Origin of the sequence: Salmonella sp. SAL03688 (genome assembly GCF_046551895.1) — a bacterium.
Classification (GTDB): Bacteria; Pseudomonadota; Gammaproteobacteria; order Enterobacterales; family Enterobacteriaceae; genus Salmonella; species Salmonella enterica.
Window position 1 is genome coordinate 50,548 of the sequence record NZ_JBGDVI010000012.1, and the last position, 25,926, is coordinate 76,473.

Consider the following 25,926-nt stretch of genomic DNA (forward strand, 5'->3'; position numbering starts at 1 on the left):
CGATGCTGGCCATTTACGGTCAGGGCTAACTGTTGCCTGAAGAAGGGTAAGAACATGACAAAATTAACCTGTTTCAAGGCCTACGACATTCGCGGCAGGCTGGGCGAAGAGCTCAATGAAGATATCGCGTGGCGGATTGGCCGCGCCTACGGCGAATATTTAAAACCGAAAACCATCGTGCTGGGCGGCGACGTGCGCCTGACCAGCGAGGCGCTGAAGCTGGCGCTGGCGAAAGGGTTACAGGACGCGGGCGTCGACGTGCTGGATATCGGTATGTCCGGCACCGAAGAGATTTACTTCGCCACCTTCCACCTCGGCGTGGACGGCGGTATTGAAGTGACCGCCAGCCATAATCCGATGGACTACAACGGTATGAAGCTGGTGCGCGAGGGCGCCCGCCCGATAAGCGGCGACACCGGTCTGCGCGACGTTCAGCGTCTGGCGGAAGCGGGCGACTTCCCGCCGGTGAACGAGGCCGCGCGCGGCAGCTACAGACAAATCAGCCTGCGCGACGCCTACATCGGCCACCTGCTCGGCTATATCAGTGTTAACAATCTCACCCCGCTGAAGCTGGTGTTTAACGCCGGCAACGGCGCGGCGGGGCCGGTCATTGACGCCATCGAAGCGCGCCTGAAGGCGCTGGGTGCGCCGGTGGAGTTCATCAAAATCCATAACACCCCGGACGGCACCTTCCCGAACGGCATTCCCAACCCGTTGCTGCCGGAGTGTCGCGACGACACCCGCAACGCCGTTATTGAACACGGGGCGGACATGGGTATCGCCTTTGACGGCGACTTCGACCGCTGCTTCCTGTTCGATGAGAAAGGGCAGTTTATCGAGGGGTACTACATCGTCGGGCTGCTGGCGGAAGCGTTTCTGGAAAAACACCCGGGGGCGAAGATTATCCACGACCCGCGCCTGACCTGGAACACGGAGGCAGTGGTGACGGCGGCGGGCGGGACGCCGGTGATGTCAAAAACCGGGCACGCCTTTATCAAGGAGCGGATGCGTACGGAGGATGCCATTTATGGTGGGGAAATGAGCGCGCATCACTATTTCCGTGATTTTGCCTACTGCGACAGCGGGATGATCCCGTGGCTGCTGGTGGCGGAGCTGGTGTGCCTGAAGGGGCAGTCGCTGGGTGAACTGGTCCGCGACCGGATGGCGGCGTTCCCGGCGAGCGGGGAAATCAACAGCAGGCTGGCGGAGCCGGCGGCAGCCATTGCGCGGGTGGAAGCGCACTTCGCGGAAGAGGCGCAGGCGGTGGATCGCACGGACGGTCTCAGCATGTCATTCCCGGACTGGCGTTTCAACCTGCGCTCGTCGAACACCGAACCGGTGGTGCGCCTGAATGTGGAATCACGCGGCGATATACCGCTGATGGAAGCGCGAACACGCACTCTGCTGGCGCTGCTGAATCAGTAACGTCAGATCTCCCCTTACCGCCTGCGGGTAAGGGGCCAATCACAGGAACAACGATGACAAATCTAAAAAAGCGCGAACGAGCCAAAACCAATGCATCGTTAATCTCTATGGTGCAACGCTTTTCAGATATCACCATCATGTTTGGCGGGCTGTGGTTCATCTGTGAAGTCAGTGGACTGCCATTCCTGTACATGCACCTGTTGGTGGCGCTGATTACGCTGGTTGTTTTTCAAATGCTGGGCGGGATGACCGATTTTTATCGCTCCTGGCGCGGCGTCAAAATGTCGACAGAGTTAACGCTGTTACTGCAAAACTGGACGCTGAGCCTGATCTTCAGCGCCGGTCTGGTGGCGTTTAATGATGACTTTGACAACCGCCTCGCCACCTGGCTGGCCTGGTATGCGCTGTCCAGCCTGGGCTTAGTGTTATGCCGTTCATTTATTCGTTTCGGCGCGGGCTGGCTACGCAATCGTGGTTATAACACTCGCCGGGTCGCCGTCGCCGGAGATTTGCCTGCGGGCCAGGCGTTGCTGGATAGCTTCCGTAATGAGCCGTGGCTGGGTTTTGAGGTGGTGGGCGTCTATCACGATCCCAAACCGGGCGGCGTCTCTGCTGACTGGGCCGGGAACTTCGAGCAGTTAATTGACGATGCGAAAGCCTCGCGAATTCACAATGTTTATATCGCCATGTCAATGAGCGACGGCGCCATGGTGAAAAAACTGGTGCGCGAGCTGGCCGACACCACCTGCTCGGTGATCCTTATTCCCGATGTGTTCACCTTTAATATTCTCCACTCGCGCGTGGAGGAGATGAGCGGCGTTCCGGTCGTTCCGCTGTATGACACGCCGCTGTCAGGGATTAACCGTCTGCTTAAACGGGCAGAGGATATCGTGCTGGCGTCGCTGATTCTGCTGCTCATCTCACCGGTACTGTGCTGCATTGCGCTGGCGGTCAAATTGAGCTCGCCCGGGCCGGTGATTTTCCGTCAGACGCGCTACGGGATGGACGGCAAGCCGATCAAGGTCTGGAAGTTCCGCTCAATGAAGGTGATGGAGAACGATAAGGTCGTTACCCAGGCGACGCAAAACGATCCGCGCGTCACCCGGGTAGGTAACTTTTTGCGTCGTACCTCGCTGGATGAATTACCGCAGTTTATCAACGTGTTAACCGGCGGGATGTCCATCGTCGGTCCTCGCCCGCACGCGGTGGCGCATAACGAACAGTATCGTCAGTTGATTGAAGGTTACATGCTACGCCACAAGATGAAGCCGGGCATCACCGGCTGGGCGCAAATTAATGGCTGGCGCGGTGAGACCGATACGCTGGAGAAAATGGAAAAACGCGTGGAGTTCGACCTGGAATACATCCGCGAATGGAGTATTTGGTTCGATATCAAAATCGTTTTTCTGACGATTTTTAAAGGGTTTGTTAATAAAGCGGCGTATTAAGAACCTGACCCACAAGGCTATTTTACTTGCCATATTGCACCAGGGCAGTGCTCAATCTGGCTGCGCCAATGACGCCTTGTGAGCAGGTTCTGGAGAAAAGAATGAGTTTACGACAAAAAACGATCAGCGGCGCTAAATGGTCGGCTATCGCCACGATAGTGATTATCGGTCTGGGGTTAATTCAGATGACGGTGCTGGCGCGGATCATCGACAACCACCAGTTTGGCCTGTTGACCGTCTCGCTGGTGATTATCGCGCTGGCCGACACGATCTCGGACTTTGGCATCGCGAACTCGATTATCCAGCGTAAAACGATTGGGCATCTGGAGCTGACCACGCTCTACTGGCTAAACGTTGGGCTTGGGATTGTGGTATTTGCGGTGGTCTTTTGGCTGAGCGATGCGATTGCCCATGTTTTGCATAATCCGGATCTTGCGCCGTTAATCAAAACGTTGTCGCTGGCGTTTATCGTGATCCCTCACGGGCAGCAGTTCCGCGCGCTGATGCAAAAAGAGCTGGAGTTCAATAAGATCGGCATGATCGAAACGACCTCCGTGCTGGCGGGGTTCACCTTTACGGTGATTAGCGCCCATTACTGGCCGCTGGCGTTAACCGCGATTCTCGGCTATCTGGTGAACAGCGCGGTGCGAACGCTGCTGTTTGGTTACTTTGGCCGCAAGATTTACCGTCCGGGGCTGCATTTTTCGCTGGCATCGGTGTCCACGAACCTGCGTTTTGGCGCGTGGCTGACGGCGGACAGTATCGTCAATTACATCAACACGAATTTATCGACGCTGGTACTGGCGAGAATTCTCGGCGCAAGCGTCGCCGGGGGATATAACCTCGCGTACAACGTGGCGGTTGTGCCGCCGGCGAAGCTTAACCCCATCATTACTCGCGTGCTATTTCCGGCATTCGCCAAAATCCAGGACGATACCGAGAAGCTGCGCGTCAACTTCTATAAGTTGCTTTCCGTGGTGGGAATTATCAATTTTCCCGCGCTGTTGGGCCTGATGGTAGTGGCGAACAATTTTGTGCCGTTAGTGTTTGGCGAGAAGTGGAACAGTATTATCCCGATCCTGCAATTGCTGTGCGTGGTGGGGCTGCTGCGTTCGGTCGGCAACCCGATTGGTTCGCTGCTGATGGCGAAAGCGCGCGTGGATATCAGCTTTAAGTTCAACGTCTTTAAAACGTTTCTGTTTATCCCGGCAATTCTCATTGGCGGCCATTTGGCGGGGGCGATTGGCGTGACGCTGGGGTTCCTGGTGGTGCAAATCATCAACACCATTCTGAGCTATTTCGTGATGATTAAGCCAGTACTCGGCTCCAGCTATCGTCAGTATATTCTCAGCCTGTGGCTACCGTTTTATCTCTCATTGCCAACATTTATTACCAGCTACGGCGCAGGAAAGCTGGTCGACGGTTATTTACCGTTGTCGGGGGTATTCGCACTACAGGTTATGGTCGGTATTTTGAGTTTTATTTTAATGATTATTTTTTCACGCAATGCGCTGGTGATGGAAATTAAAAATCAGCTTGTTGGCAGTGCAAAACTGAAAAAGTTATTACATGTCGGATGACGGGGATATAAGAGGCTATTTATGAAATTATTAATTTTAGGCAACCACACATGCGGCAACCGTGGTGATAGCGCCATTATGCGCGGTTTGCTTGATGCCATCCGTCAACAGGCGCCAGAGGCGGAGATGGATGTGATGAGCCGTTTCCCGGTGAGTTCCGCCTGGTTGCAGGGGCGCCCGATTATTGCCGACCCGCTGTATCAGTTAAGCCAGAAACAGCAGGCGGCGGCAGGGCTTAACGGTCGGGTGAAAAAAATATTACGCCGTCGTTTTCAGCATAAAATTTTATTGTCTAAAGTCGCCCAGGAAGGATCGCTGCGTAATTTTGCTATCGCGCCGGAATTTGCCGAATTCGCGCAATTTATTGCGCAGTATGACGCCGTCATTCAGGTGGGTGGTTCAAACTATGTCGACTTATATGGTTTGACTCACTTTGAATATCCGCTGTGCGCGTTTATGGCGAACAAACCAATTTATATGGTGGGACATAGCGTCGGCCCTTTCCAGAACCCTGACTTTAACCAGCTCGCCAATTATGTTTTTGGACGCACCAGTGCGCTGATCCTGCGTGAAACCGTCAGCCGCGATCTAATGACCGCCGCGCAGATCGATACCCGGAAAGTGGAGCAGGGGGTGGATACTGCCTGGTTAGTCGAACGCCGTCACGACGAGTTTGTCGCCAGTTATGCTGTCCAGCACTGGCTGGACGTCACCGCGCGCCGCAAAACCGTCGCGATTACGTTGCGCGATCTGGAGCCGTTTGATAAACGCCTGGGCACCACTCAGCAGGCCTATGAGCAGGCATTTGCCCAGGTCGTGAATCGCCTGATTGCGGACGGTTATCAGGTACTGGCGCTGTCAACCTGCACCAGTATCGATCGCTATAACCGCGATGACCGGATGGTTGCGTTACGGATGGCGAAGTATGTAAACGACTCAGAGCATTTCCATATCGCGATGGACGAACTCAATGACGTGGAAATCGGAAAGATCCTCGCCTCCTGCGTACTGACCATCGGGACGCGCCTGCATTCCGCCATTATCTCCATGAATTTTGGCACACCCGCCATCGCCATTAATTATGAACATAAATCCGCCGGGATTATGCAGCAGCTAGGCCTGGCGGAATTGGCTATTGATATCCGTCACTTGCTGAACGGTTCATTACAAAGCGTGGTGGCCGATACGCTCAATCAATTGCCTGCGCTAAAGGCAAAAGTGGCTAACGCCGTCACCGAGGAGCGGGCGAAAGGGTTCACGATGATCAAATCTGTTCTCGACAGAATTCGGGAGGCGCAATGAAAGTCAGCTTTTTTCTGCTGAAATTTCCACTCTCATCGGAAACCTTTGTGCTGAATCAGATTACTGCGTTTATTGATATGGGCCATGAGGTGGAGATTGTCGCGTTACAAAAAGGCGATACCCAACATACTCACGCCGCCTGGGAGAAGTATGGCCTGGCGGCGAAAACCCGCTGGTTACAGGATGAGCCCCAGGGACGGCTGGCGAAACTGCGCTACCGGGCATGTAAAACGCTGCCGGGGCTGCATCGGGCGGCGACCTGGAAAGCGCTCAATTTTACCCGCTATGGCGATGAATCACGCAATTTGATCCTTTCCGCGATTTGCGCGCAGGTGAGCCAGCCTTTTGTGGCGGATGTGTTTATCGCACACTTTGGTCCGGCGGGCGTGACGGCGGCCAAACTACGCGAACTGGGCGTGCTTCGCGGCAAAATAGCGACTATTTTCCACGGGATTGATATTTCCAGCCGCGAAGTGCTCAGTCATTACACGCCGGAGTATCAGCAGTTGTTTCGTCGTGGCGATCTGATGCTGCCCATCAGCGATCTGTGGGCCGGTCGCCTGAAAAGTATGGGCTGTCCGCCGGAAAAGATTGCCGTTTCGCGCATGGGCGTCGACATGACGCGTTTTACCCATCGTCCGGTGAAAGCGCCAGGGATGCCGCTGGAGATGATTTCCGTCGCGCGCCTGACTGAGAAAAAAGGCCTGCATGTGGCGATTGAAGCCTGTCGGCAACTGAAAGCGCAGGGCGTGGCGTTTCGCTACCGCATTCTGGGCATTGGCCCGTGGGAACGTCGGCTGCGCACGCTCATCGAGCAGTATCAGCTAGAGGATGTCATTGAGATGCCGGGGTTTAAACCGAGCCATGAAGTGAAGGCGATGCTGGATGACGCCGATGTTTTTTTGCTGCCGTCGATTACCGGTACGGATGGCGATATGGAAGGTATTCCGGTAGCGCTGATGGAGGCGATGGCGGTAGGGATTCCCGTGGTATCTACCGTGCATAGCGGTATTCCGGAACTGGTGGAGGCCGGCAAATCCGGCTGGCTGGTGCCGGAAAACGATGCGCAGGCGCTGGCGGCCCGACTCGCTGAGTTCAGCCGGATTGACCACGACACGCTGGAGTCGGTGATCACGCGCGCCCGTGAAAAAGTGGCGCAAGATTTTAATCAGCAGGCGATTAATCGCCAGTTAGCCAGCCTGCTACAAACGATATAAACGAGGTGGTATGCCCGCGACTAAATTCTCCCGACGTACCCTCCTGACGGCAGGTTCTGCGCTTGCTGTTCTTCCTTTTCTGCGCGCCTTGCCGGTACAGGCGCGTGAACCTCGCGAGACCGTCGATATTAAGGATTATCCGGCGGATGACGGTATCGCCTCGTTCAAACAGGCCTTCGCCGACGGACAGACCGTGGTCGTACCGCCAGGATGGGTGTGTGAAAATATCAATGCGGCGATAACGATTCCGGCGGGAAAAACGCTGCGGGTACAGGGCGCGGTGCGTGGGAATGGCCGGGGACGGTTTATTTTGCAGGACGGGTGTCAGGTGGTGGGGGAGCAGGGCGGCAGTCTGCACAATGTGACGCTGGATGTTCGCGGGTCGGACTGTGTGATTAAAGGCGTGGCGATGAGCGGCTTTGGCCCCGTCGCGCAAATTTTCATCGGCGGTAAGGAACCGCAGGTGATGCGTAATCTCATTATCGATGACATCACCGTTACCCACGCCAACTACGCCATTCTCCGCCAGGGATTTCATAACCAAATGGACGGCGCGCGGATTACGCATAGCCGCTTTAGCGATTTACAGGGGGACGCCATTGAGTGGAATGTCGCGATTCACGACCGCGACATCCTGATTTCCGATCATGTCATCGAACGCATTGATTGTACCAATGGCAAAATCAACTGGGGGATCGGCATCGGGCTGGCGGGTAGCACCTATGACAATAGTTATCCTGAAGACCAGGCAGTAAAAAACTTTGTGGTGGCCAATATTACCGGATCTGATTGCCGACAGCTGGTGCACGTAGAAAATGGCAAACATTTCGTCATTCGCAATGTCAAAGCCAAAAACATCACGCCCGATTTCAGTAAAAATGCGGGTATTGATAACGCAACGATCGCAATTTATGGCTGTGATAATTTCGTCATTGATAATATTGACATGACGAATAGTGCCGGGATGCTTATCGGCTATGGCGTTGTTAAAGGAAAATACCTGTCAATTCCGCAAAACTTTAAATTAAACGCTATTCGGTTGGATAATCGCCAGGTTGCTTATAAATTACGCGGCATTCAAATTTCCTCCGGCAACGCTCCTTCGTTTGTCGCTATCACCAACGTACGGATGACGCGTGCTACGCTGGAACTGCATAATCAACCGCAGCACCTCTTTCTGCGCAATATCAACGTGATGCAAACTTCAGCGATTGGCCCGGCATTAAAAATGCATTTCGATTTGCGTAAAGATGTCCGTGGTCAATTTATGGCCCGCCAGGACACGCTGCTTTCCCTCGCTAATGTTCATGCCATCAATGAAAACGGGCAGAGTTCCGTGGATATCGACAGGATTAATCACCAAACCGTGAATGTCGAAGCAGTGAATTTTTCGCTGCCGAAGCGGGGAGGGTAAGTACCGCTATTTTTACGAAAATTCCTGGGAAAAAGTTGTTCATACTTAATGTTATGGTGCCGACTAAGACGTAATGTAGAGCGTGCCATCATTATCCCTGGCAGCAGAGTAATTCATGCTGGCGAAAACAAGCTAAAGAGCTATAATTCAGCAACCATTTTACAGGTGGAAGAAACAATGATGAATTTGAAAGCAGTTATACCGGTAGCGGGTTTGGGTATGCATATGTTGCCTGCCACCAAGGCAATCCCAAAAGAGATGCTACCGATCGTCGACAAGCCAATGATTCAGTACATTGTCGATGAGATTGTGGCTGCAGGGATCAAAGAAATCGTACTGGTGACTCACGCGTCTAAAAACGCCGTTGAGAACCACTTCGACACCTCTTATGAACTTGAATCACTTCTTGAACAGCGCGTTAAGCGTCAGCTTTTGGCGGAAGTGCAATCTATCTGCCCACCGGGCGTAACGATTATGAACGTTCGCCAGGCGCAGCCGTTAGGGCTGGGGCACTCTATTCTGTGCGCGCGTCCGGTCGTGGGCGATAACCCTTTCATTGTGGTACTCCCGGATATTATTATCGATGATGCTACCGCCGATCCGCTGCGCTATAACCTTGCGGCGATGGTGGCACGTTTCAATGAAACGGGTCGCAGCCAGGTGCTGGCGAAGCGCATGAAAGGTGATTTATCGGAGTATTCCGTTATCCAGACGAAAGAACCTCTGGATAATGAAGGCAAAGTCAGCCGGATTGTGGAGTTTATCGAAAAACCGGATCAGCCGCAGACGCTGGATTCCGATTTGATGGCGGTAGGCCGTTATGTGCTTTCAGCCGACATCTGGGCGGAACTGGAAAGAACCGAACCGGGCGCCTGGGGCCGCATCCAGCTCACCGATGCTATTGCTGAACTGGCGAAAAAACAGTCGGTTGACGCGATGCTAATGACGGGTGACAGCTATGACTGCGGTAAAAAAATGGGCTACATGCAGGCATTTGTGAAGTACGGGCTGCGCAACCTGAAAGAAGGAGCGAAGTTCCGTAAGAGCATAGAGCAGCTTCTGCATGAATAAGTATTAACAACCGTGATAAATGGTTGGTGATAAACATAATAACGGCAGTGAACATTCGAAGCGGCAAGTTGGCTGAAACGAGTGTTGACTGCCGTTTTAGTTTTGTATAAAGGGCTTAAGTAACAAGGGGTTATCTGGAGCATTTTAATGCTGATTTTATAAGATTAATCCTTGTTTCCGGATGCAATTAATAAGACAATTAGCGTTTAAGTTTTAGTGAGCTTTGCCCTGCTGGGCGAGGTTTGTAACAAGTCGATATGTATGCAGTGCACTGGTAGCTGATGAGCCAGGGGCGGTAGCGTGTGTAACGACTTGAGCAATTAATTTTTATTGGCAAATTAAATACCACATTAAATACGCCTTATGGAATAGAAAAGTGAAGATACTTATTACTGGCGGGGCAGGTTTTATTGGATCAGCTGTTGTCCGCCATATTATTAAGAATACACAGGACACTGTAGTTAATATTGATAAATTAACCTACGCCGGTAATCTTGAATCCCTTTCTGATATTTCTGAAAGTAATCGCTACAATTTTGAACACGCGGATATTTGTGATTCCGCTGAAATAACGCGTATTTTTGAGCAGTACCAGCCGGACGCGGTGATGCATTTGGCTGCGGAAAGTCATGTGGACCGTTCGATTACCGGGCCAGCAGCATTTATTGAAACCAATATCGTCGGCACCTATGTACTTCTTGAAGTTGCGCGTAAATACTGGTCTGCGCTTGGCGAAGATAAAAAAAATAATTTTCGTTTTCATCATATTTCCACTGATGAAGTTTACGGCGATTTACCGCATCCTGATGAAGTTGAAAACAGCGTTACGCTGCCGTTATTTACTGAAACGACGGCATATGCGCCAAGTAGCCCCTATTCTGCGTCAAAAGCATCCAGCGATCATTTAGTCCGTGCCTGGCGGCGTACCTATGGTCTACCAACGATCGTTACCAATTGTTCTAATAACTATGGCCCTTATCACTTCCCTGAAAAACTGATTCCACTGGTCATTTTGAATGCGCTGGAAGGAAAGCCTTTGCCAATTTATGGCAAAGGGGATCAGATTCGCGATTGGCTATATGTAGAAGATCATGCTCGCGCGCTTCATATGGTAGTGACTGAAGGCAAGGCAGGGGAGACTTATAACATTGGTGGCCACAATGAGAAGAAAAATCTCGATGTGGTATTTACCATCTGTGATCTGCTGGATGAAATTGTACCCAAAGCGACTTCTTATCGTGAACAAATCACTTATGTCGCCGATCGTCCGGGCCATGATCGTCGTTATGCCATTGATGCAGGTAAAATTAGCCGCGAATTAGGCTGGAAACCGCTGGAGACCTTTGAAAGCGGTATTCGTAAAACAGTGGAATGGTACCTTGCAAATACTCAATGGGTAAACAATGTTAAAAGTGGGGCGTATCAGAGTTGGATAGAACAGAACTATGAAGGACGCCAGTAATGAATATCTTACTTTTTGGTAAGACAGGGCAAGTAGGCTGGGAGTTGCAACGTTCTCTGGCACCAGTGGGGAATCTGATTGCCCTGGATGTCCATTCAAAAGAGTTTTGCGGTGATTTTAGCAATCCGAAAGGCGTTGCCGAAACCGTTCGTAAGCTTCGTCCCGATGTGATTGTTAACGCAGCAGCCCATACTGCAGTAGATAAAGCAGAGTCTGAACCAGAACTGGCGCAGTTACTTAACGCCACCAGTGTGGAAGCCATCGCTAAAGCAGCCAACGAAACTGGCGCATGGGTAGTGCATTATTCAACCGATTATGTATTTCCTGGTACCGGCGATATCCCATGGCAGGAAACGGACGCTACGTCGCCGCTGAATGTCTATGGCAAAACCAAACTGGCGGGAGAAAAGGCCCTGCAGGATAACTGCCCTAAGCACCTTATCTTCCGCACCAGTTGGGTTTATGCAGGTAAGGGCAATAATTTCGCAAAGACGATGCTTCGTCTGGCGAAAGAGCGTCAGACACTTTCAGTCATTAACGATCAGTTCGGTGCGCCAACCGGTGCGGAATTACTGGCTGACTGCACGGCCCATGCGATCCGTGTGGCGTTAAATAAACCAGAAGTCGCAGGTCTTTACCATCTGGTTGCCGGGGGAACCACAACCTGGCATGACTACGCGGCCTTAGTCTTTGACGAGGCGCGCAAAGCAGGGATAACGCTTGCGCTGACTGAGCTTAATGCTGTGCCGACCAGCGCCTACCCGACACCGGCGAGCAGACCAGGCAATTCGCGTCTCAATACTGAAAAGTTTCAGCGTAATTTTGGCCTTATTCTGCCGCAATGGGAATTAGGAGTTAAGCGCATGCTGACTGAAATGTTTACGACGACAACCATCTGATAAATTTAAATGCCCATCAGGGCATTTTCTATGAATGAGAAATGGAAATGAAAACGCGTAAGGGCATTATTTTAGCGGGGGGCTCTGGCACCCGTCTTTATCCGGTGACCATGGCGGTAAGTAAGCAATTGCTACCAATTTATGATAAACCGATGATTTACTATCCCCTTTCCACGCTTATGCTGGCAGGCATTCGGGATATCCTGATCATCAGTACGCCACAGGACACGCCGCGTTTTCAACAACTGCTGGGAGACGGCAGCCAGTGGGGGCTGAATCTTCAATATAAAGTACAGCCAAGCCCGGATGGCTTAGCACAGGCGTTTATTATTGGTGAAGAGTTCATTGGTAATGATGATTGTGCATTAGTACTGGGTGACAATATCTTCTATGGTCATGATTTACCAAAGTTAATGGAAGCTGCCGTTAATAAAGAAAGTGGTGCTACCGTCTTTGCTTATCATGTAAACGATCCAGAGCGCTACGGTGTGGTTGAGTTTGACCAAAAGGGCACAGCCGTTAGTCTGGAAGAAAAACCATTACAACCGAAGAGTAATTACGCGGTAACGGGGCTGTATTTTTATGATAATAGCGTGGTGGAGATGGCGAAAAATCTTAAGCCTTCCGCTCGCGGTGAGTTAGAAATCACGGATATTAACCGTATCTATATGGAGCAGGGAAGATTGTCTGTCGCTATGATGGGGCGCGGTTATGCCTGGCTGGATACGGGAACGCATCAGAGTTTGATAGAGGCCAGTAATTTTATTGCAACCATCGAAGAACGCCAGGGACTAAAAGTGTCCTGCCCGGAAGAGATCGCTTATAGAAAAGGGTTTATTGATGCGGAGCAGATTAAAAATCTGGCTAAACCGTTGTCGAAGAATGCTTATGGGCAGTATCTCCTGAACATGATTAAAGGTTATTAATAAAATGAACGTTATTAAAACAGAAATTCCTGATGTATTAATTTTTGAACCTAAAGTGTTTAGTGATGAACGTGGGTTCTTTATGGAAAGTTTTAATCAGAAAGTATTTGAGGAAGCGGTTGGTCGAAAGATTGAATTTGTTCAGGATAATCATTCAAAATCAACTAAAGGTGTGTTACGTGGTTTACATTATCAAGTTGAACCTTATGCTCAAGGGAAGCTTGTACGCTGTATAGCGGGAGAAGTTTTTGATGTTGCTGTAGATATTCGCAAAGATTCCGAAACGTTTGGTAAATGGGTTGGTGTCAATATTTCTTCTGAAAACAAAAGGCAGTTGTGGATACCTGAAGGTTTTGCTCATGGGTTCTTAGTATTAAGTGAAGAAGCTGAATTTGTTTATAAGACATCAAACTATTACTCGGGCGAACATGAAAGAGGTATTATTTGGAATGATCCTGATATTAATATTACATGGGGAATAGATAGTCCAATTCTTTCATTAAAAGATAAGATTCATAAAGGTTTAGTAAAGTAACACAATTGCCATTATTTATAATTGAATAGATATTGTTCAACACCTATAAGCGTTTTATAGGTGTTATTAAAATTTTCTAATCCTATTTATTGCATTGTAATTAAAATTTAGAGAGTTATAGAGATATTTTAAAGAGCTTAGTCTATTCATCTGTTGTATGAACGATGTGTGAATATGGGTTTTTTAGACAAAATAACCAAATTAGATAGATTTCAAAAATATCAGACAGATATTTATTTGGAATAAGTAAAGTCAGTTCAAGAAAATAAAAATATGATATTAGAATCTATCATTCAACATTCCTTTTTAGCTAACAAAATACAGATGATTCGAGTTTTATCCTAATATGTTTAGAAATAAAGTTGCTCTTGGGTCTCAGATAGGATTGTTTACTTCAGTTCTTATATTAGTAACAAACTTTTTTTTAAGAAGTTACTTTGTTAAAGTATATGGTGCTGATTTAACCGGGTATTATTTATTAGTAGTACAGTTGATGGGAGTATTAAATCTTGCTGAGCTAGGTATAAGTACAGCCTTAACATATATCCTATTTAAACCACTGCATAGAAAAGAAAATAGTGAGTTAAGACAATTATATTTTATAATAAAGAAAATATACCATTTTATAGCATTGGGCATATTAGTTATTGGACTACTTTTCTTTTTGTTATTAAATTCTATAGTAAATGCAAGTATATCCCCTGAAAATCTATATATAACATGGGGGGTGTTTGTTATAAGTACATCATTATCATATTTATACTCTGCTCAATCTGTCATTTTAACAGCAGACCAGAATGTCTATTTGGTTAAATTAATTACTGGGTTAACTAGAAGTTTAGCATATATATTGCAAATATTTCTAATGATTTGCGGCGTCTCCTTTTGGATTGTGTGCGCTATTGAATTACTTTCTAATGTAATACAACTTATTCTTTTTAACAGACTAACATTAAAAAAATATCCGCAATTAGTAAAGTTGGATATTACTGATACTATCAATAAAGAAAATATAATAAGTGTAAAATCTAAAATAAAAAGAGAGATAAAATATACGTTTGTACATAAAATTGCCGGTGTTGTTGTATTTAATACAGATTATTTAATTATATCTGTCTTTCTAGGTATAACGGTTATCACATCTTTTTCTTCCTATATGATGTTAATTCAAGCATTGGGTTTTCTGATATCAGCAATAGCTTCCCCACTGGGTGCTTATATAGGAGCAAAGCTATATTCTGATAATAAGGAAAAAGTTATCAGGATTATATCACTTTATAATTCACTTTTTTTTATGCTAGGTATTTTTTGCGCGTACATGTTTTATATATCTTCAAGTACATTTGTATCCTTATGGATGGGAAAAGAAATTGTACTTAGCCAACAATTAGTTTTGTTACTTTCTGTTAATTGCTTCGTATTGATTGCAAGGATCTCTTTTGATGTTGCAAAAGTAGGCCTTGGTTATATGTCAGATATTGAATTACCCCTACTGGAAGCCATAATTAATATTATCGTTTCATTAGTTTTAGTACATTATTTAGGTTTAAATGGGATAGTTATTGGAACTATCGTTAGTAATATCATCGTTGTCATGATCTTGAAACCAGTATTTTTATACAAAAATGCCCTTAAATCGGATAATGCATTTATTATTCATGAGCTTATAAGAACATGGTTCTTTATAAGCATATTCTTGCTTTCCATCTTCTTTATTACAAGGGCAAAAGTTATAGTCAGCAATGAATGGCTAGATTTCTTTATACAAGTGTGTATGAGTAGCATTACTCCTTTATTGTTATTGATAATGATATACAGCGTCTTTGATAGCAACGTTCGGAAATTCATGTTTGTTATGTTTAAAAAAAAGTATAGGGAAAATTGATTCTCTAAAATTGGAGAAAAAGATCGTTGCCTTGATAGTTTGATAATGAAACCGATATATATTAAGTGTAGTGGTGTACGCAAAAGCGACTATTTGGCTATTGAAAATAAGGTATAAATCTAAACAAGATAAATATATGTAATAAAGTATTATCTTATTCCTTATCGCTTAATAATATGAGATGTGTTATGGTATTTTTAGCTTGGTTTATTGCTATTGGGATATATATAATATGTGGAATTCTTTATCTTCAATTTCCTCAATTATCACCACTAGGGGCCCTTGCATATACTGATACAGTGGGCGATGTAATCATGGTCGTATCCACGGGGGTAGTGGGAGTTTTTCTCGGCTATTTTGCATTTTCTAAAATCAAGTTAGTAGGAATAAAAGATTTTAATAATTCGTGTTTTATAAATTTTTGTTCAGTATGCTTTATTATTTCAGCGTTTCTAATTTTCGCCTTAGGCGTCGCTGCATATGGTGGTTACATAGCATTTCTACATACGCCTTATATAGCAATCTATGAAGGTAGTGCAGAAAATCAAACCAGAGATATTCTCATATCTTCATCGGGATTGCTTGCTAACTATGCACTATTAACTAGCATTCGTGTCAACTTTAAAGAAATATCAATAACTAATAAAGTTGTCATAGCAGTATCGCTATTAATACTTGTTTCTATATTTATTCAGGGACGAAGAGAAAATTTAATTTTGCTAATATTATGTTTCGTGTCATTCTATATGCTAAATTATAAAATTAATTTTAAACGTATTATCAAAGTAAGCATTATTTGTATAATAATGTTTTTCATTGCTGGATTAGGTTTATATTTGCGTGAAAGCACTTCAACTTCAGGAGGAAGTATTTTTACAGCTATACCTTTTGCCGTGATGTATGAAACACATTTTTCTTTAGCGACTTTGGCTAATGAAGTGAGAACGCATTTATATAATAATTTACCTTATGGGGGAGTATTAGATTTATTTTCTCCCATATTATTTATTATCCCTGCTTTTATATATGGCATTTTTGGTTTAGATAAACAATCTTTGTTCGAGAATAATGAGATGCGTTTTTATGAGGATAAAGGTGGGCAGTTTATATTCACAGAGGCTTTTCATTCACTTGGTTATGTCGGAGTATTCCTGCATGGTTTAATCTTGGGTGTAATGCTAATAGTATTTTATCGTGTAGCCAAGAAAAGCAGGCTCATAATTTATCATTTTCCAATTATTTCCCTCATATTTGTTGCAATGAGAAAAGACCTTACCTATGGTGTTAAATATATTTCTCTTTTATTCATATTTATGATGATTTTTTATTTCATCTATAAGTTACTCCCACTTAAAAATAATGGCTGAATTAAAAATGCATAAAGTTCTTTTTATTAGTGCCTTTCATCCTGGGGCGAGAGGTTCGATCGGTGCTGGTGAGGCCATTTGTGGTGATAATTTAAAAAAACATGTAAATAATGGCAGTCAAGTCGATGTTATTGTTATATCTCCTGCAACACAATATGAAAATCCAGAAATTAAAGCACTATGCCATTCTTATGAAGTAATCAACGTTAGTAAGAAAGATTATCTTAAAGGGATACTTTTCAATGCTAAATATAAATCTTTTATTGCGCCATGGTTTTTTACTAGAGTAAATAAAAGCTTAATTAAACGGATAAATAATAAGATCTCTCACACGAATTACGACTTAGTATGGCTTGATTTTCCATCAGTTTTAGGAGTGGTAAAACATATTTTACATCCAAATATTCATTATTTTGCCCATGATGTTGTATCACAGCGCACAAGTCGTTCTCTTACAAAGAAACCTATCAATAAAGAGATTGCAAAAGTTGAGGCAAACTTATTCTGTAAGTTGAAAAAAATTGTGGCAATGTCTCATAAAGATAAATTGTTACTTGAGCAAATGAATTATAAGGGAGTTATAGAGGTTGCTGATCTTGGAGTACAAAAAGTTGGTGAGGTATTAAATTGTATTCCGATTGAAGAGGTTGTAGATAAATTTAAGGATAGAAAAAATTTAATTTTTTTTGGTTACATGAAGCGTGCGGAAAACCACTGGTCTATAATATGGTTTATATTTTTTGTTTTTCTTAAAATAAGAAAACAAAATCCACATATCCATCTTTGGATTTTAGGCTTGGCTCCCAGACCTTTACTGAAGTTGATCGGCAAGTGTATATCTAACGTACATGTCGCTGGTGCTGTATCAGATCCTACCTTGGCTTTTCAAAAGGCCGATTTAAGTGTTGCACCTTTACTATATGGAGCTGGAGTAAAAATAAAGGTGTTACAGATGCTTGAGGCGGGTGCAACGGTTGTTGCTACTGAGGTTGGGGCTGAAGGTATTGAAAGCCATAAAAAGCTTCACATTGTTAATAAAACACAATTTGGTAAAAAAATACTTGAGCTTTTGGACTAAAAAATGCCCTCCTTTACTTTAATTGTTCCTACATATAATGCTGGTACTGCTAGATGGAATGAGTGGTTTCACGCTTTTCAAAAACAAACTAATCAGCCATCACAATTGATAATCATTGATTCATCATCGACAGATGACACTAGAAATATTGCAAGCACTTATACCAACAATATTATAGTTATATCATCAAGTGAATTTAATCACGGAGGGACGAGAAATAAAGCATTAGCTTCTGCCGAAGAAAGTGATTTTGTTGTTTTTTTAACCCAAGATGCTATATTTGAAAACAAAAATGCCCTGGAAGAAATATTATCATTATTTAATGACAAAAATGTCGCTGCAGTATGTGGCAGACAGCTTCCTCATCATGATGCTAATCCTCTTGCTATACACGCAAGAAATTTTAATTATGGTACTGAAACTCTAATTAAAAGTAAAAATGATATAAAAAATCTCGGCATTAAAACCGTGTTTATGTCAAATTCTTTTGCAGCTTATCGGCGGTCTGTTTTTGAAGCACTTGGGGGGTTTCCTGAACATACTATCCTCGCTGAAGATATGTTTATGGCTGCGAGAATGATCCAGGCGGGGTATAAAATTGCTTATTGCGCAGAAGCCAGCGTAAGGCATTCGCATAATTATACGCCAAAACAAGAGTTCCAACGGTATTTTGATACAGGGGTATTTCATGCCTGTAACCCTTGGATTCAGCGTGACTTTGGCGGAGCCGGTGGTGAGGGTTTCCGCTTCGTAAAATCAGAGATTCAATTTCTGCTTAAAAATGCACCGTTCTGGATTCCAAGAGCTTTATTAACAACCTTTGCTAAATTTCTGGGTTACAAATTAGGCAAGCATTGGCAATCTTTACCGTTGTCTACATGTCGCTATTTTAGCATGTACAAGAGTTATTGGAATAATATCCAATATTCTTCGTCAAAAGAGATAAAATAAATGTCTTTTCTTCCCGTAATTATGGCTGGCGGCACAGGTAGCCGTTTATGGCCGCTTTCACGCGAATATCATCCGAAGCAGTTTCTAAGCGTTGAAGGTAAACTATCAATGCTGCAAAATACTATAAAGCGATTAGCTTCACTTTCTACAGAAGAACCCGTTGTCATTTGCAATGACAGACACCGTTTCTTAGTCGCTGAACAACTCCGTGAAATTGACAAGTTAGCAAATAATATTATTCTCGAACCAGTAGGCCGTAATACTGCACCAGCGATCGCTCTTGCCGCGTTTTGTGCGCTCCAGAATGCTGATAATGCTGATCCTCTTTTGTTGGTACTTGCTGCAGATCATGTGATCCAGGATGAAATAGCTTTTACGAAAGCTGTCAGACATGCTGAAGAATACGCCGCAAATGGTAAGCTTGTAACTTTTGGTATTGTTCCAACGCATGCTGAAACGGGTTATGGATATATTCGTCGTGGTGAGTTGATAGGAAATGACGCTTATGCAGTGGCTGAATTTGTGGAGAAACCGGATATCGATACCGCCGGTGACTATTTCAAATCAGGGAAATATTACTGGAATAGCGGTATGTTTTTATTTCGTGCAAGCTCTTATTTAAACGAATTGAAGTACTTATCACCTGAAATTTACAAAGCTTGTGAAAAGGCGGTAGGACATATAAATCCCGATCTTGATTTTATTCGTATTGATAAAGAAGAGTTTATGTCATGCCCGAGTGATTCTATCGATTATGCAGTTATGGAGCACACACAGCATGCCGTGGTGATACCAATGAGCGCTGGCTGGTCGGATGTGGGATCTTGGTCCTCACTATGGGATATATCGAATAAAGATCATCAGAGAAATGTTTTAAAAGGAGATATCTTCGCACATGCTTGTAATGATAATTACATTTATTCCGAAGATATGTTTATAAGTGCGATTGGTGTAAGCAATCTTGTCATTGTTCAAACAACAGACGCTTTACTGGTGGCTAATAAAGATACAGTACAAGATGTTAAAAAAATTGTTGATTATTTAAAACGAAATGATAGGAACGAATATAAACAACATCAAGAAGTTTTCCGCCCCTGGGGAAAATATAATGTGATTGATAGCGGCAAAAATTACCTCGTTAGATGTATCACTGTTAAGCCGGGTGAGAAATTTGTGGCGCAGATGCATCACCACCGGGCTGAGCATTGGATAGTATTATCCGGGACTGCTCGTGTTACAAAGGGAGAGCAGATTTATATGGTTTCTGAAAATGAATCAACATTTATTCCTCCGGATACTATTCACGCGCTGGAAAATCCCGGAATGATCCCCCTGAAGTTAATTGAGATTCAATCAGGTACCTATCTTGGTGAGGATGATATTATTCGTTTAGAACAACGTTCTGGATTTTCGAAGGAGTGGACTAATGAACGTAGTTAATAATAGCCGTGATGTTATTCATTCATCAGGTATTGTGTTTGGAACGAGTGGGGCTCGCGGTCTTGTAAAAGATTTTACACCTCAGGTATGTGCTGCTTTTACGGTTTCATTTGTTGCCGTTATGCAGGAACATTTTTCCTTTGATACCGTAGCATTGGCAATAGATAATCGTCCAAGTAGTTATGGGATGGCTCAGGCGTGTGCTGCTGCATTGGCGGATAAAGGCGTTAACTGTATTTTTTATGGAGTGGTACCAACCCCAGCTTTGGCCTTTCAGTCTATGTCTGACAATATGCCTGCGATAATGGTTACGGGAAGTCATATTCCATTCGAGCGGAACGGCCTCAAGTTCTATCGTCCCGATAGTGAAATCACGAAACATGATGAGGCTGCGATCCTTAGTGTTGAAGATACGTGTAGCCATTTAGAGCTTAAAGAACTCATAGTTTCAGAAATGGCTGCTGTTAATTATATATCTCGTTATACATCTTTATTTTCTACTCCATTCCTGAAAAATAAGCGTATTGGTATTTACGAACATTCAAGCGCTGGGCGTGATCTTTATAAGCCTTTATTTATTGCATTGGGGGCTGAAGTCATTAGCTTGGGTAGAAGCGATAACTTTGTACCTATAGATACAGAGGCTGTAAGCAAAGAGGATCGGGAAAAAGCACGCTCATGGGCTAAAGAGTTCGATTTAGATGCCATATTCTCAACAGATGGGGATGGTGATCGCCCTCTTATTGCTGATGAGGCAGGCGAGTGGTTGAGAGGCGATATATTAGGTCTATTATGTTCACTTGCATTGGATGCAGAAGCCGTCGCTATTCCTGTTAGTTGTAATAGCATAATTTCTTCTGGCCGCTTTTTTAAACATGTTAAGCTTACGAAAATTGGCTCACCTTATGTTATCGAAGCTTTTAATGAATTATCGCGGAGTTATAGTCGTATTGTCGGCTTTGAAGCCAATGGCGGTTTTTTATTAGGAAGCGACATCTGTATTAACGAGCAGAATCTTCATGCCTTACCAACTCGTGATGCTGTATTACCAGCAATAATGCTGCTTTACAAAAGTAGGAATACCAGCATTAGCGCTTTAGTCAATGAACTCCCAACTCGTTATACCCATTCTGACAGATTGCAGGGGATTACGACTGATAAAAGTCAATCCTTAATTAGTATGGGCAGAGAAAATCTGAGCAACCTCTTAAGCTATATTGGCTTGGAGAATGAAGGTGCAATTTCTACAGATATGACAGATGGTATGCGAATTACCTTACGTGATGGATGTATTGTGCATTTGCGCGCTTCTGGTAATGCACCTGAGTTACGCTGCTATGCAGAAGCTAATTTATTAAATAGAGCTCAGGAACTTGTAAATACAACGCTTGCTAATATTAAAAAACGATGCTTGCTGTAAAAGAATTGAATGTTATTAACTTAATATGCCTATTTTATTTACATTATGCACGGTCAGAGGGTGAGGATTAAATGGATAATATTGATAATAAGTATAATCCACAGCTATGTAAAATTTTTTTGGCTATATCGGATTTGATTTTTTTTAATTTAGCCTTATGGTTTTCATTAGGATGTGTCTATTTTATTTTTGATCAAGTACAGCGATTTATTCCTCAAGACCAATTAGATACAAGAGTTATTACACATTTTATTTTGTCAGTAGTATGTGTCGGTTGGTTTTGGATTCGTTTGCGACATTATACATACCGCAAGCCATTTTGGTATGAGTTAAAAGAAATTTTTCGTACGATCGTTATTTTTGCTATATTTGATTTGGCGCTGATAGCGTTTACAAAATGGCAGTTTTCACGCTATGTCTGGGTGTTTTGTTGGACTTTTGCCATAATCCTGGTGCCTTTTTTTCGCGCACTTACAAAGCATTTATTGAACAAGCTAGGTATCTGGAAGAAAAAAACTATCATCCTGGGGAGCGGACAGAATGCTCGTGGTGCATATTCTGCGCTGCAAAGTGAGGAGATGATGGGGTTTGATGTTATCGCTTTTTTTGATACGGATGCGTCAGATGCTGAAATAAATATGTTACCGGTGATAAAGGATACTGAGACTATTTGGGATTTAAATCGTACAGGTGATGTCCATTATATTCTTGCTTATGAATACACCGAGTTGGAGAAAACACATTTTTGGCTACGTGAACTTTCAAAACATCATTGTCGTTCTGTTACTGTAGTCCCCTCGTTTAGAGGATTACCATTATATAATACTGATATGTCTTTTATCTTTAGCCATGAAGTTATGTTATTAAGGATACAAAATAACTTGGCTAAAAGGTCGTCCCGTTTTCTCAAACGGACATTTGATATTGTTTGTTCAATAATGATTCTTATAATTGCATCACCACTTATGATTTATCTGTGGTATAAAGTTACTCGAGATGGTGGTCCGGCTATTTATGGTCACCAGCGAGTAGGTCGGCATGGAAAACTTTTTCCATGCTACAAATTTCGTTCTATGGTTATGAATTCTCAAGAGGTACTAAAAGAACTTTTGGCTAACGATCCTATTGCCAGGGCTGAATGGGAAAAAGATTTTAAACTGAAAAATGATCCTCGAATCACAGCTGTAGGTCGATTTATACGTAAAACTAGCCTTGATGAGTTGCCACAACTTTTTAATGTACTAAAAGGTGATATGAGCCTGGTTGGACCACGACCTATCGTTTCGGATGAACTGGAGCGTTATTGTGATGATGTTGATTATTATTTGATGGCAAAGCCGGGCATGACAGGTCTATGGCAAGTGAGTGGGCGTAATGATGTTGATTATGACACCCGTGTTTATTTTGATTCCTGGTATGTTAAAAACTGGACGCTTTGGAATGATATTGCCATTCTGTTTAAAACGGTAAAAGTTGTTTTTCACCGCAACGGTGCGTATTAATTTTATATTATATTTGGCAGAGTGTTAGTATAATTGTCATGTTCAGTTTGAGGTAATTTATGTACTAATTATCTTATATTGTAAATCATGTGCAATTATTTTCATGTTTTTATATGAAAAACGTCCAGTATATATATTGAGAAACATTATTGTTATGGAGACATCATCGGAGTTATGACGGAAAAAAACTCTTTTTCCATAAGCCACGAACATTCCTTAACTATGGATTATGTTAAAGCTTTTGGTATGATTTTCGTATTGGTTGGGCATATAAATAATGACATATTTAATGTTTATTATGCCTATCTTTTCCATATGCCATTATTTTTCTTTATTGGTGGGGTTTTATATAAAGATACACGGTGTATAACAAATTTTACAGCGCATGTTATAAAAAAACAGTTACCTTATCTTATAATAACTTATTTGATTATTGGTTCTATTGCATTATTAATTAATGTACGTTATGGAATACACACAGGTGATGCTTTTTCGACAGGACTATATGAAACGGTTAAACTTGCCATAAAATCAAATTTTCATAACAATAAAATGTTTCTAACAGGTTGGTTTCTGTTTGCTTATATATTTGTGAGCATTTTGTCGGTAATTATAATAAAAAGCATAAAACGGGTCGTTGTTAGCAATGCTTTATTATTATCGGTGTTGGTGGCGATTAGTGTATTATTAATAACCGTCTCAATAACATATTTATCCCCTCAATATATTCTGGTGAAAGACTATAAGCTGAATTTTATATGCCAAGTGTTAACCGGTATGTCGTTTTATATTTTTGGATACGTGATAAGAAATCAGATATATAGCTTATTAAATTTTTATGTTTTTATTTTATTAACTGTAATATTATATGTTTCGAAAAGTTATGGTTTCTCTACGCAGACAATTATGTCATGGAGTTATTATCCGGATGGGTTAATAATGTCTGTTATTAATGCGCTGATAGGTATTTATGCTGTGTTTTTTATCTCTCTATTAATTACAAGGGGAATAAAAGAAATTAAGTTGCTAAAAATGATAGGTCAAAATTCAAGAACTATTATGGCATATCATTTACTGGTATATGTAATTTTAGACATAATTGCTTCGATTTTAGGCGATTATAGCCTATCGGGAACAGATGTATATGATAATCACTTTATCACTAAATGGTCCATTCCTGTCTACATTGCATTAGGTTTGCTACTGCCTCTAATTTTTAGTATTCTGAAACAGAAAGTAATAGGGAAGATGAAATTAAGTGGGGTTTTACAATCAATTAAAAGTTAATTTTAGCTTTAATGCGGCCTAATGTTTAAGTATTAATTATTGGAAAAATATCACGCAACTGGTTACTCAGGAAATTTTTATTTAGTCTACCGATGCGTTCCCAGATAAGGATTCCGGTGTGTCGTAGGTAGAAATAGGTAATTAATGATTGTTTCTTCGGGCCTTAAGTCTGGGTTATCATATTATTCACTTCATCTCATTGGATATAGTTCCTATGAGTAACCACACCTGACAGGAGTATGTAATGTCCAAGCAACAGATCGGCGTCGTCGGTATGGCAGTGATGGGGCGCAACCTCGCGCTCAACATCGAAAGCCGTGGTTATACCGTCTCCGTTTTCAACCGCTCCCGTGAAAAGACCGAAGAAGTGATTGCCGAGAATCCCGGCAAAAAGCTGGTGCCTTATTACACGGTGAAAGAGTTTGTTGAATCCCTCGAAACGCCTCGTCGTATCCTGTTAATGGTGAAAGCGGGCGCAGGTACTGATGCAGCTATCGATTCGCTGAAACCGTATCTGGAAAAAGGCGATATCATTATTGATGGCGGTAACACCTTCTTCCAGGACACAATCCGTCGCAATCGCGAGCTGTCTGCGGAAGGTTTTAACTTTATCGGTACCGGTGTTTCCGGTGGTGAAGAGGGCGCGCTGAAAGGGCCATCTATCATGCCTGGCGGTCAGAAAGATGCCTATGAACTGGTGGCGCCGATCCTGACGAAGATTGCTGCTGTGGCAGAAGATGGCGAACCGTGCGTGACCTATATCGGCGCCGATGGTGCTGGTCACTACGTCAAGATGGTCCATAATGGTATTGAATATGGCGATATGCAGCTTATCGCTGAAGCTTACTCCTTGCTGAAAGGCGGCCTGAACCTCAGCAATGAAGAGTTGGCGAACACTTTTACTGAGTGGAATAACGGCGAGCTGAGCAGCTATCTGATCGACATCACTAAAGACATCTTCACTAAAAAAGATGAAGACGGAAACTACCTGGTGGATGTCATTCTTGATGAAGCCGCCAACAAAGGGACCGGTAAATGGACCAGCCAGAGCGCGCTGGATCTGGGCGAACCGCTGTCGCTGATTACCGAATCCGTCTTTGCGCGTTACATCTCTTCGTTGAAAGCGCAACGTGTTGCCGCATCTAAAGTGCTCTCCGGGCCGAAAGCGCAACCGGCAGGCGACAAAGCGGAATTTATCGAGAAAGTGCGTCGCGCGCTGTATCTTGGCAAGATCGTCTCCTATGCGCAGGGCTTCTCGCAGCTACGCGCCGCGTCTGATGAATATCACTGGGATCTCAACTACGGCGAGATTGCTAAGATTTTCCGTGCGGGTTGTATCATTCGCGCTCAGTTTCTGCAGAAGATCACTGATGCTTACGCAGAAAACGCTGGTATTGCCAATTTGCTGTTAGCGCCTTACTTCAAGAAAATTGCTGATGAGTACCAGCAGGCGCTGCGTGATGTTGTGGCTTACGCGGTGCAGAACGGTATTCCGGTGCCGACATTCTCTGCGGCAGTGGCCTACTATGACAGCTATCGCGCCGCAGTACTGCCAGCTAACTTAATTCAGGCGCAGCGTGACTACTTTGGTGCGCACACCTATAAACGTACTGATAAAGAAGGTGTTTTCCATACCGAATGGTTGGAATAATTTCTGCAAAAATGTTTAAGCCCGGTTTAATACCGGGCTTTTTTTTATCTCTATTCTTATTGATTT

General features: G+C 43.8%; 20 protein-coding genes. All 20 read left to right on the forward strand.

Features of this window, described 5'->3' with window-relative positions; all coding sequences use genetic code 11:
• Window positions 1–54 precede the first annotated feature (54 nt).
• The 20 genes from cpsG to gndA all read left to right on the forward strand — a co-directional run bounded on the left by cpsG (window position 55) and on the right by gndA (window position 25,860).
• Window positions 55–1,425, forward strand: coding sequence for a colanic acid biosynthesis phosphomannomutase CpsG (gene cpsG / locus ACLJR2_RS13720; RefSeq protein ID WP_000164200.1), 1,371 nt, complete (start codon window positions 55–57; stop codon window positions 1,423–1,425).
• A 53-nt stretch (window positions 1,426–1,478) separates the two neighbouring features.
• Complete coding sequence (wcaJ, locus tag ACLJR2_RS13725) at window positions 1,479–2,873, forward strand: undecaprenyl-phosphate glucose phosphotransferase (protein WP_000183163.1); 1,395 nt, start codon at window positions 1,479–1,481, stop codon at window positions 2,871–2,873.
• Window positions 2,874–2,974: 101 nt separating this feature from the next.
• Window positions 2,975–4,453 carry a colanic acid undecaprenyl disphosphate flippase WzxC gene (gene wzxC, locus ACLJR2_RS13730; protein ID WP_000058680.1) on the forward strand — a complete coding sequence of 493 codons (1,479 nt, stop codon included), beginning with the start codon at window positions 2,975–2,977 and terminating at the stop codon, window positions 4,451–4,453.
• 21 nt (window positions 4,454–4,474) lie between these two features.
• Entirely contained in the window at window positions 4,475–5,755 is a 1,281-nt protein-coding gene (wcaK, locus tag ACLJR2_RS13735; RefSeq protein ID WP_000770895.1) for a colanic acid biosynthesis pyruvyl transferase WcaK, read from the forward strand.
• Complete coding sequence (gene wcaL / locus ACLJR2_RS13740) at window positions 5,752–6,972, forward strand: colanic acid biosynthesis glycosyltransferase WcaL (RefSeq protein ID WP_000868519.1); 1,221 nt, start codon at window positions 5,752–5,754, stop codon at window positions 6,970–6,972. The genes wcaK and wcaL overlap by 4 nt, the downstream gene beginning before the upstream one ends.
• 10 nt (window positions 6,973–6,982) lie before the next feature.
• On the forward strand, window positions 6,983–8,386 hold the full coding sequence (gene wcaM / locus ACLJR2_RS13745; protein WP_001111837.1) for a colanic acid biosynthesis protein WcaM: 1,404 nt from the start codon (window positions 6,983–6,985) through the stop codon (window positions 8,384–8,386).
• 177 nt (window positions 8,387–8,563) lie between these two features.
• Window positions 8,564–9,457 (forward strand): GalU regulator GalF, encoded by an 894-nt coding sequence (gene galF / locus ACLJR2_RS13750; protein WP_000981469.1) that lies wholly within the window; start codon window positions 8,564–8,566, stop codon window positions 9,455–9,457.
• A 376-nt stretch (window positions 9,458–9,833) separates the two neighbouring features.
• Window positions 9,834–10,919 carry a dTDP-glucose 4,6-dehydratase gene (gene rfbB / locus ACLJR2_RS13755; protein WP_000697846.1) on the forward strand — a complete coding sequence of 362 codons (1,086 nt, stop codon included), beginning with the start codon at window positions 9,834–9,836 and terminating at the stop codon, window positions 10,917–10,919.
• On the forward strand, window positions 10,919–11,818 hold the full coding sequence (rfbD, locus tag ACLJR2_RS13760; protein WP_001023657.1) for a dTDP-4-dehydrorhamnose reductase: 900 nt from the start codon (window positions 10,919–10,921) through the stop codon (window positions 11,816–11,818). Before rfbB ends, rfbD begins: the two co-directional genes overlap by 1 nt.
• Before the next feature lie 47 nt (window positions 11,819–11,865).
• The gene (gene rfbA / locus ACLJR2_RS13765; protein WP_000857532.1) at window positions 11,866–12,744 is read left to right on the forward strand and encodes a glucose-1-phosphate thymidylyltransferase RfbA; all 879 of its coding nucleotides are present in this window, start codon (window positions 11,866–11,868) and stop codon (window positions 12,742–12,744) included.
• Between the two features lie 4 nt (window positions 12,745–12,748).
• Entirely contained in the window at window positions 12,749–13,279 is a 531-nt protein-coding gene (gene rfbC, locus ACLJR2_RS13770) for a dTDP-4-dehydrorhamnose 3,5-epimerase (protein ID WP_001100807.1), read from the forward strand.
• Between the two features lie 346 nt (window positions 13,280–13,625).
• Window positions 13,626–15,164: a lipopolysaccharide biosynthesis protein gene (locus ACLJR2_RS13775; RefSeq protein ID WP_000489516.1), complete on the forward strand. Its 1,539-nt coding sequence runs from the start codon at window positions 13,626–13,628 to the stop codon at window positions 15,162–15,164.
• Between the two features lie 188 nt (window positions 15,165–15,352).
• Entirely contained in the window at window positions 15,353–16,531 is a 1,179-nt protein-coding gene (locus tag ACLJR2_RS13780; RefSeq protein ID WP_000231472.1) for an O-antigen polymerase, read from the forward strand.
• The gene (locus ACLJR2_RS13785; protein WP_015633002.1) at window positions 16,524–17,609 is read left to right on the forward strand and encodes a glycosyltransferase; all 1,086 of its coding nucleotides are present in this window, start codon (window positions 16,524–16,526) and stop codon (window positions 17,607–17,609) included. Before ACLJR2_RS13780 ends, ACLJR2_RS13785 begins: the two co-directional genes overlap by 8 nt.
• 3 nt (window positions 17,610–17,612) lie before the next feature.
• Window positions 17,613–18,560, forward strand: a complete 948-nt coding sequence (locus tag ACLJR2_RS13790) for a glycosyltransferase family 2 protein (RefSeq protein WP_001138993.1) — start codon at window positions 17,613–17,615, stop codon at window positions 18,558–18,560.
• Window positions 18,561–20,000 (forward strand): mannose-1-phosphate guanylyltransferase/mannose-6-phosphate isomerase, encoded by a 1,440-nt coding sequence (locus tag ACLJR2_RS13795; RefSeq protein WP_001533691.1) that lies wholly within the window; start codon window positions 18,561–18,563, stop codon window positions 19,998–20,000.
• Window positions 19,987–21,420 carry an O-antigen biosynthesis phosphomannomutase RfbK gene (rfbK, locus tag ACLJR2_RS13800; RefSeq protein ID WP_001103640.1) on the forward strand — a complete coding sequence of 478 codons (1,434 nt, stop codon included), beginning with the start codon at window positions 19,987–19,989 and terminating at the stop codon, window positions 21,418–21,420. The genes ACLJR2_RS13795 and rfbK overlap by 14 nt, the downstream gene beginning before the upstream one ends.
• Before the next feature lie 71 nt (window positions 21,421–21,491).
• The gene (locus tag ACLJR2_RS13805; RefSeq protein WP_000368705.1) at window positions 21,492–22,922 is read left to right on the forward strand and encodes an undecaprenyl-phosphate galactose phosphotransferase; all 1,431 of its coding nucleotides are present in this window, start codon (window positions 21,492–21,494) and stop codon (window positions 22,920–22,922) included.
• A gap of 174 nt (window positions 22,923–23,096) precedes the next feature.
• Complete coding sequence (locus ACLJR2_RS13810) at window positions 23,097–24,209, forward strand: acyltransferase family protein (RefSeq protein WP_000136911.1); 1,113 nt, start codon at window positions 23,097–23,099, stop codon at window positions 24,207–24,209.
• A gap of 244 nt (window positions 24,210–24,453) precedes the next feature.
• A complete protein-coding gene (gene gndA, locus ACLJR2_RS13815) occupies window positions 24,454–25,860 on the forward strand; it encodes an NADP-dependent phosphogluconate dehydrogenase (RefSeq protein WP_000043533.1) in 1,407 nt (468 codons plus the stop codon).
• Window positions 25,861–25,926: the final 66 nt, after the last annotated feature.

What these genes read in the sequence shown, in the direction of transcription:
- wcaK (WP_000770895.1), top strand. Translation starts at nt 4,475, where the DNA reads ATGAAATTATTAATTTTAGGCAACCACACATGCGGCAACCGTGGTGAT.
- wcaJ (WP_000183163.1), top strand. Translation starts at nt 1,479, where the DNA reads ATGACAAATCTAAAAAAGCGCGAACGAGCCAAAACCAATGCATCGTTA.
- rfbK (WP_001103640.1), top strand. Translation starts at nt 19,987, where the DNA reads ATGAACGTAGTTAATAATAGCCGTGATGTTATTCATTCATCAGGTATT.
- gndA (WP_000043533.1), top strand. Translation starts at nt 24,454, where the DNA reads ATGTCCAAGCAACAGATCGGCGTCGTCGGTATGGCAGTGATGGGGCGC.
- rfbC (WP_001100807.1), top strand. Translation starts at nt 12,749, where the DNA reads ATGAACGTTATTAAAACAGAAATTCCTGATGTATTAATTTTTGAACCT.
- cpsG (WP_000164200.1), top strand. Translation starts at nt 55, where the DNA reads ATGACAAAATTAACCTGTTTCAAGGCCTACGACATTCGCGGCAGGCTG.
- ACLJR2_RS13790 (WP_001138993.1), top strand. Translation starts at nt 17,613, where the DNA reads ATGCCCTCCTTTACTTTAATTGTTCCTACATATAATGCTGGTACTGCT.
- rfbA (WP_000857532.1), top strand. Translation starts at nt 11,866, where the DNA reads ATGAAAACGCGTAAGGGCATTATTTTAGCGGGGGGCTCTGGCACCCGT.
- ACLJR2_RS13810 (WP_000136911.1), top strand. Translation starts at nt 23,097, where the DNA reads ATGACGGAAAAAAACTCTTTTTCCATAAGCCACGAACATTCCTTAACT.
- ACLJR2_RS13805 (WP_000368705.1), top strand. Translation starts at nt 21,492, where the DNA reads ATGGATAATATTGATAATAAGTATAATCCACAGCTATGTAAAATTTTT.
- rfbD (WP_001023657.1), top strand. Translation starts at nt 10,919, where the DNA reads ATGAATATCTTACTTTTTGGTAAGACAGGGCAAGTAGGCTGGGAGTTG.
- ACLJR2_RS13780 (WP_000231472.1), top strand. Translation starts at nt 15,353, where the DNA reads ATGGTATTTTTAGCTTGGTTTATTGCTATTGGGATATATATAATATGT.
- wcaM (WP_001111837.1), top strand. Translation starts at nt 6,983, where the DNA reads ATGCCCGCGACTAAATTCTCCCGACGTACCCTCCTGACGGCAGGTTCT.
- ACLJR2_RS13795 (WP_001533691.1), top strand. Translation starts at nt 18,561, where the DNA reads ATGTCTTTTCTTCCCGTAATTATGGCTGGCGGCACAGGTAGCCGTTTA.
- galF (WP_000981469.1), top strand. Translation starts at nt 8,564, where the DNA reads ATGATGAATTTGAAAGCAGTTATACCGGTAGCGGGTTTGGGTATGCAT.
- wzxC (WP_000058680.1), top strand. Translation starts at nt 2,975, where the DNA reads ATGAGTTTACGACAAAAAACGATCAGCGGCGCTAAATGGTCGGCTATC.
- wcaL (WP_000868519.1), top strand. Translation starts at nt 5,752, where the DNA reads ATGAAAGTCAGCTTTTTTCTGCTGAAATTTCCACTCTCATCGGAAACC.
- ACLJR2_RS13785 (WP_015633002.1), top strand. Translation starts at nt 16,524, where the DNA reads ATGGCTGAATTAAAAATGCATAAAGTTCTTTTTATTAGTGCCTTTCAT.
- ACLJR2_RS13775 (WP_000489516.1), top strand. Translation starts at nt 13,626, where the DNA reads ATGTTTAGAAATAAAGTTGCTCTTGGGTCTCAGATAGGATTGTTTACT.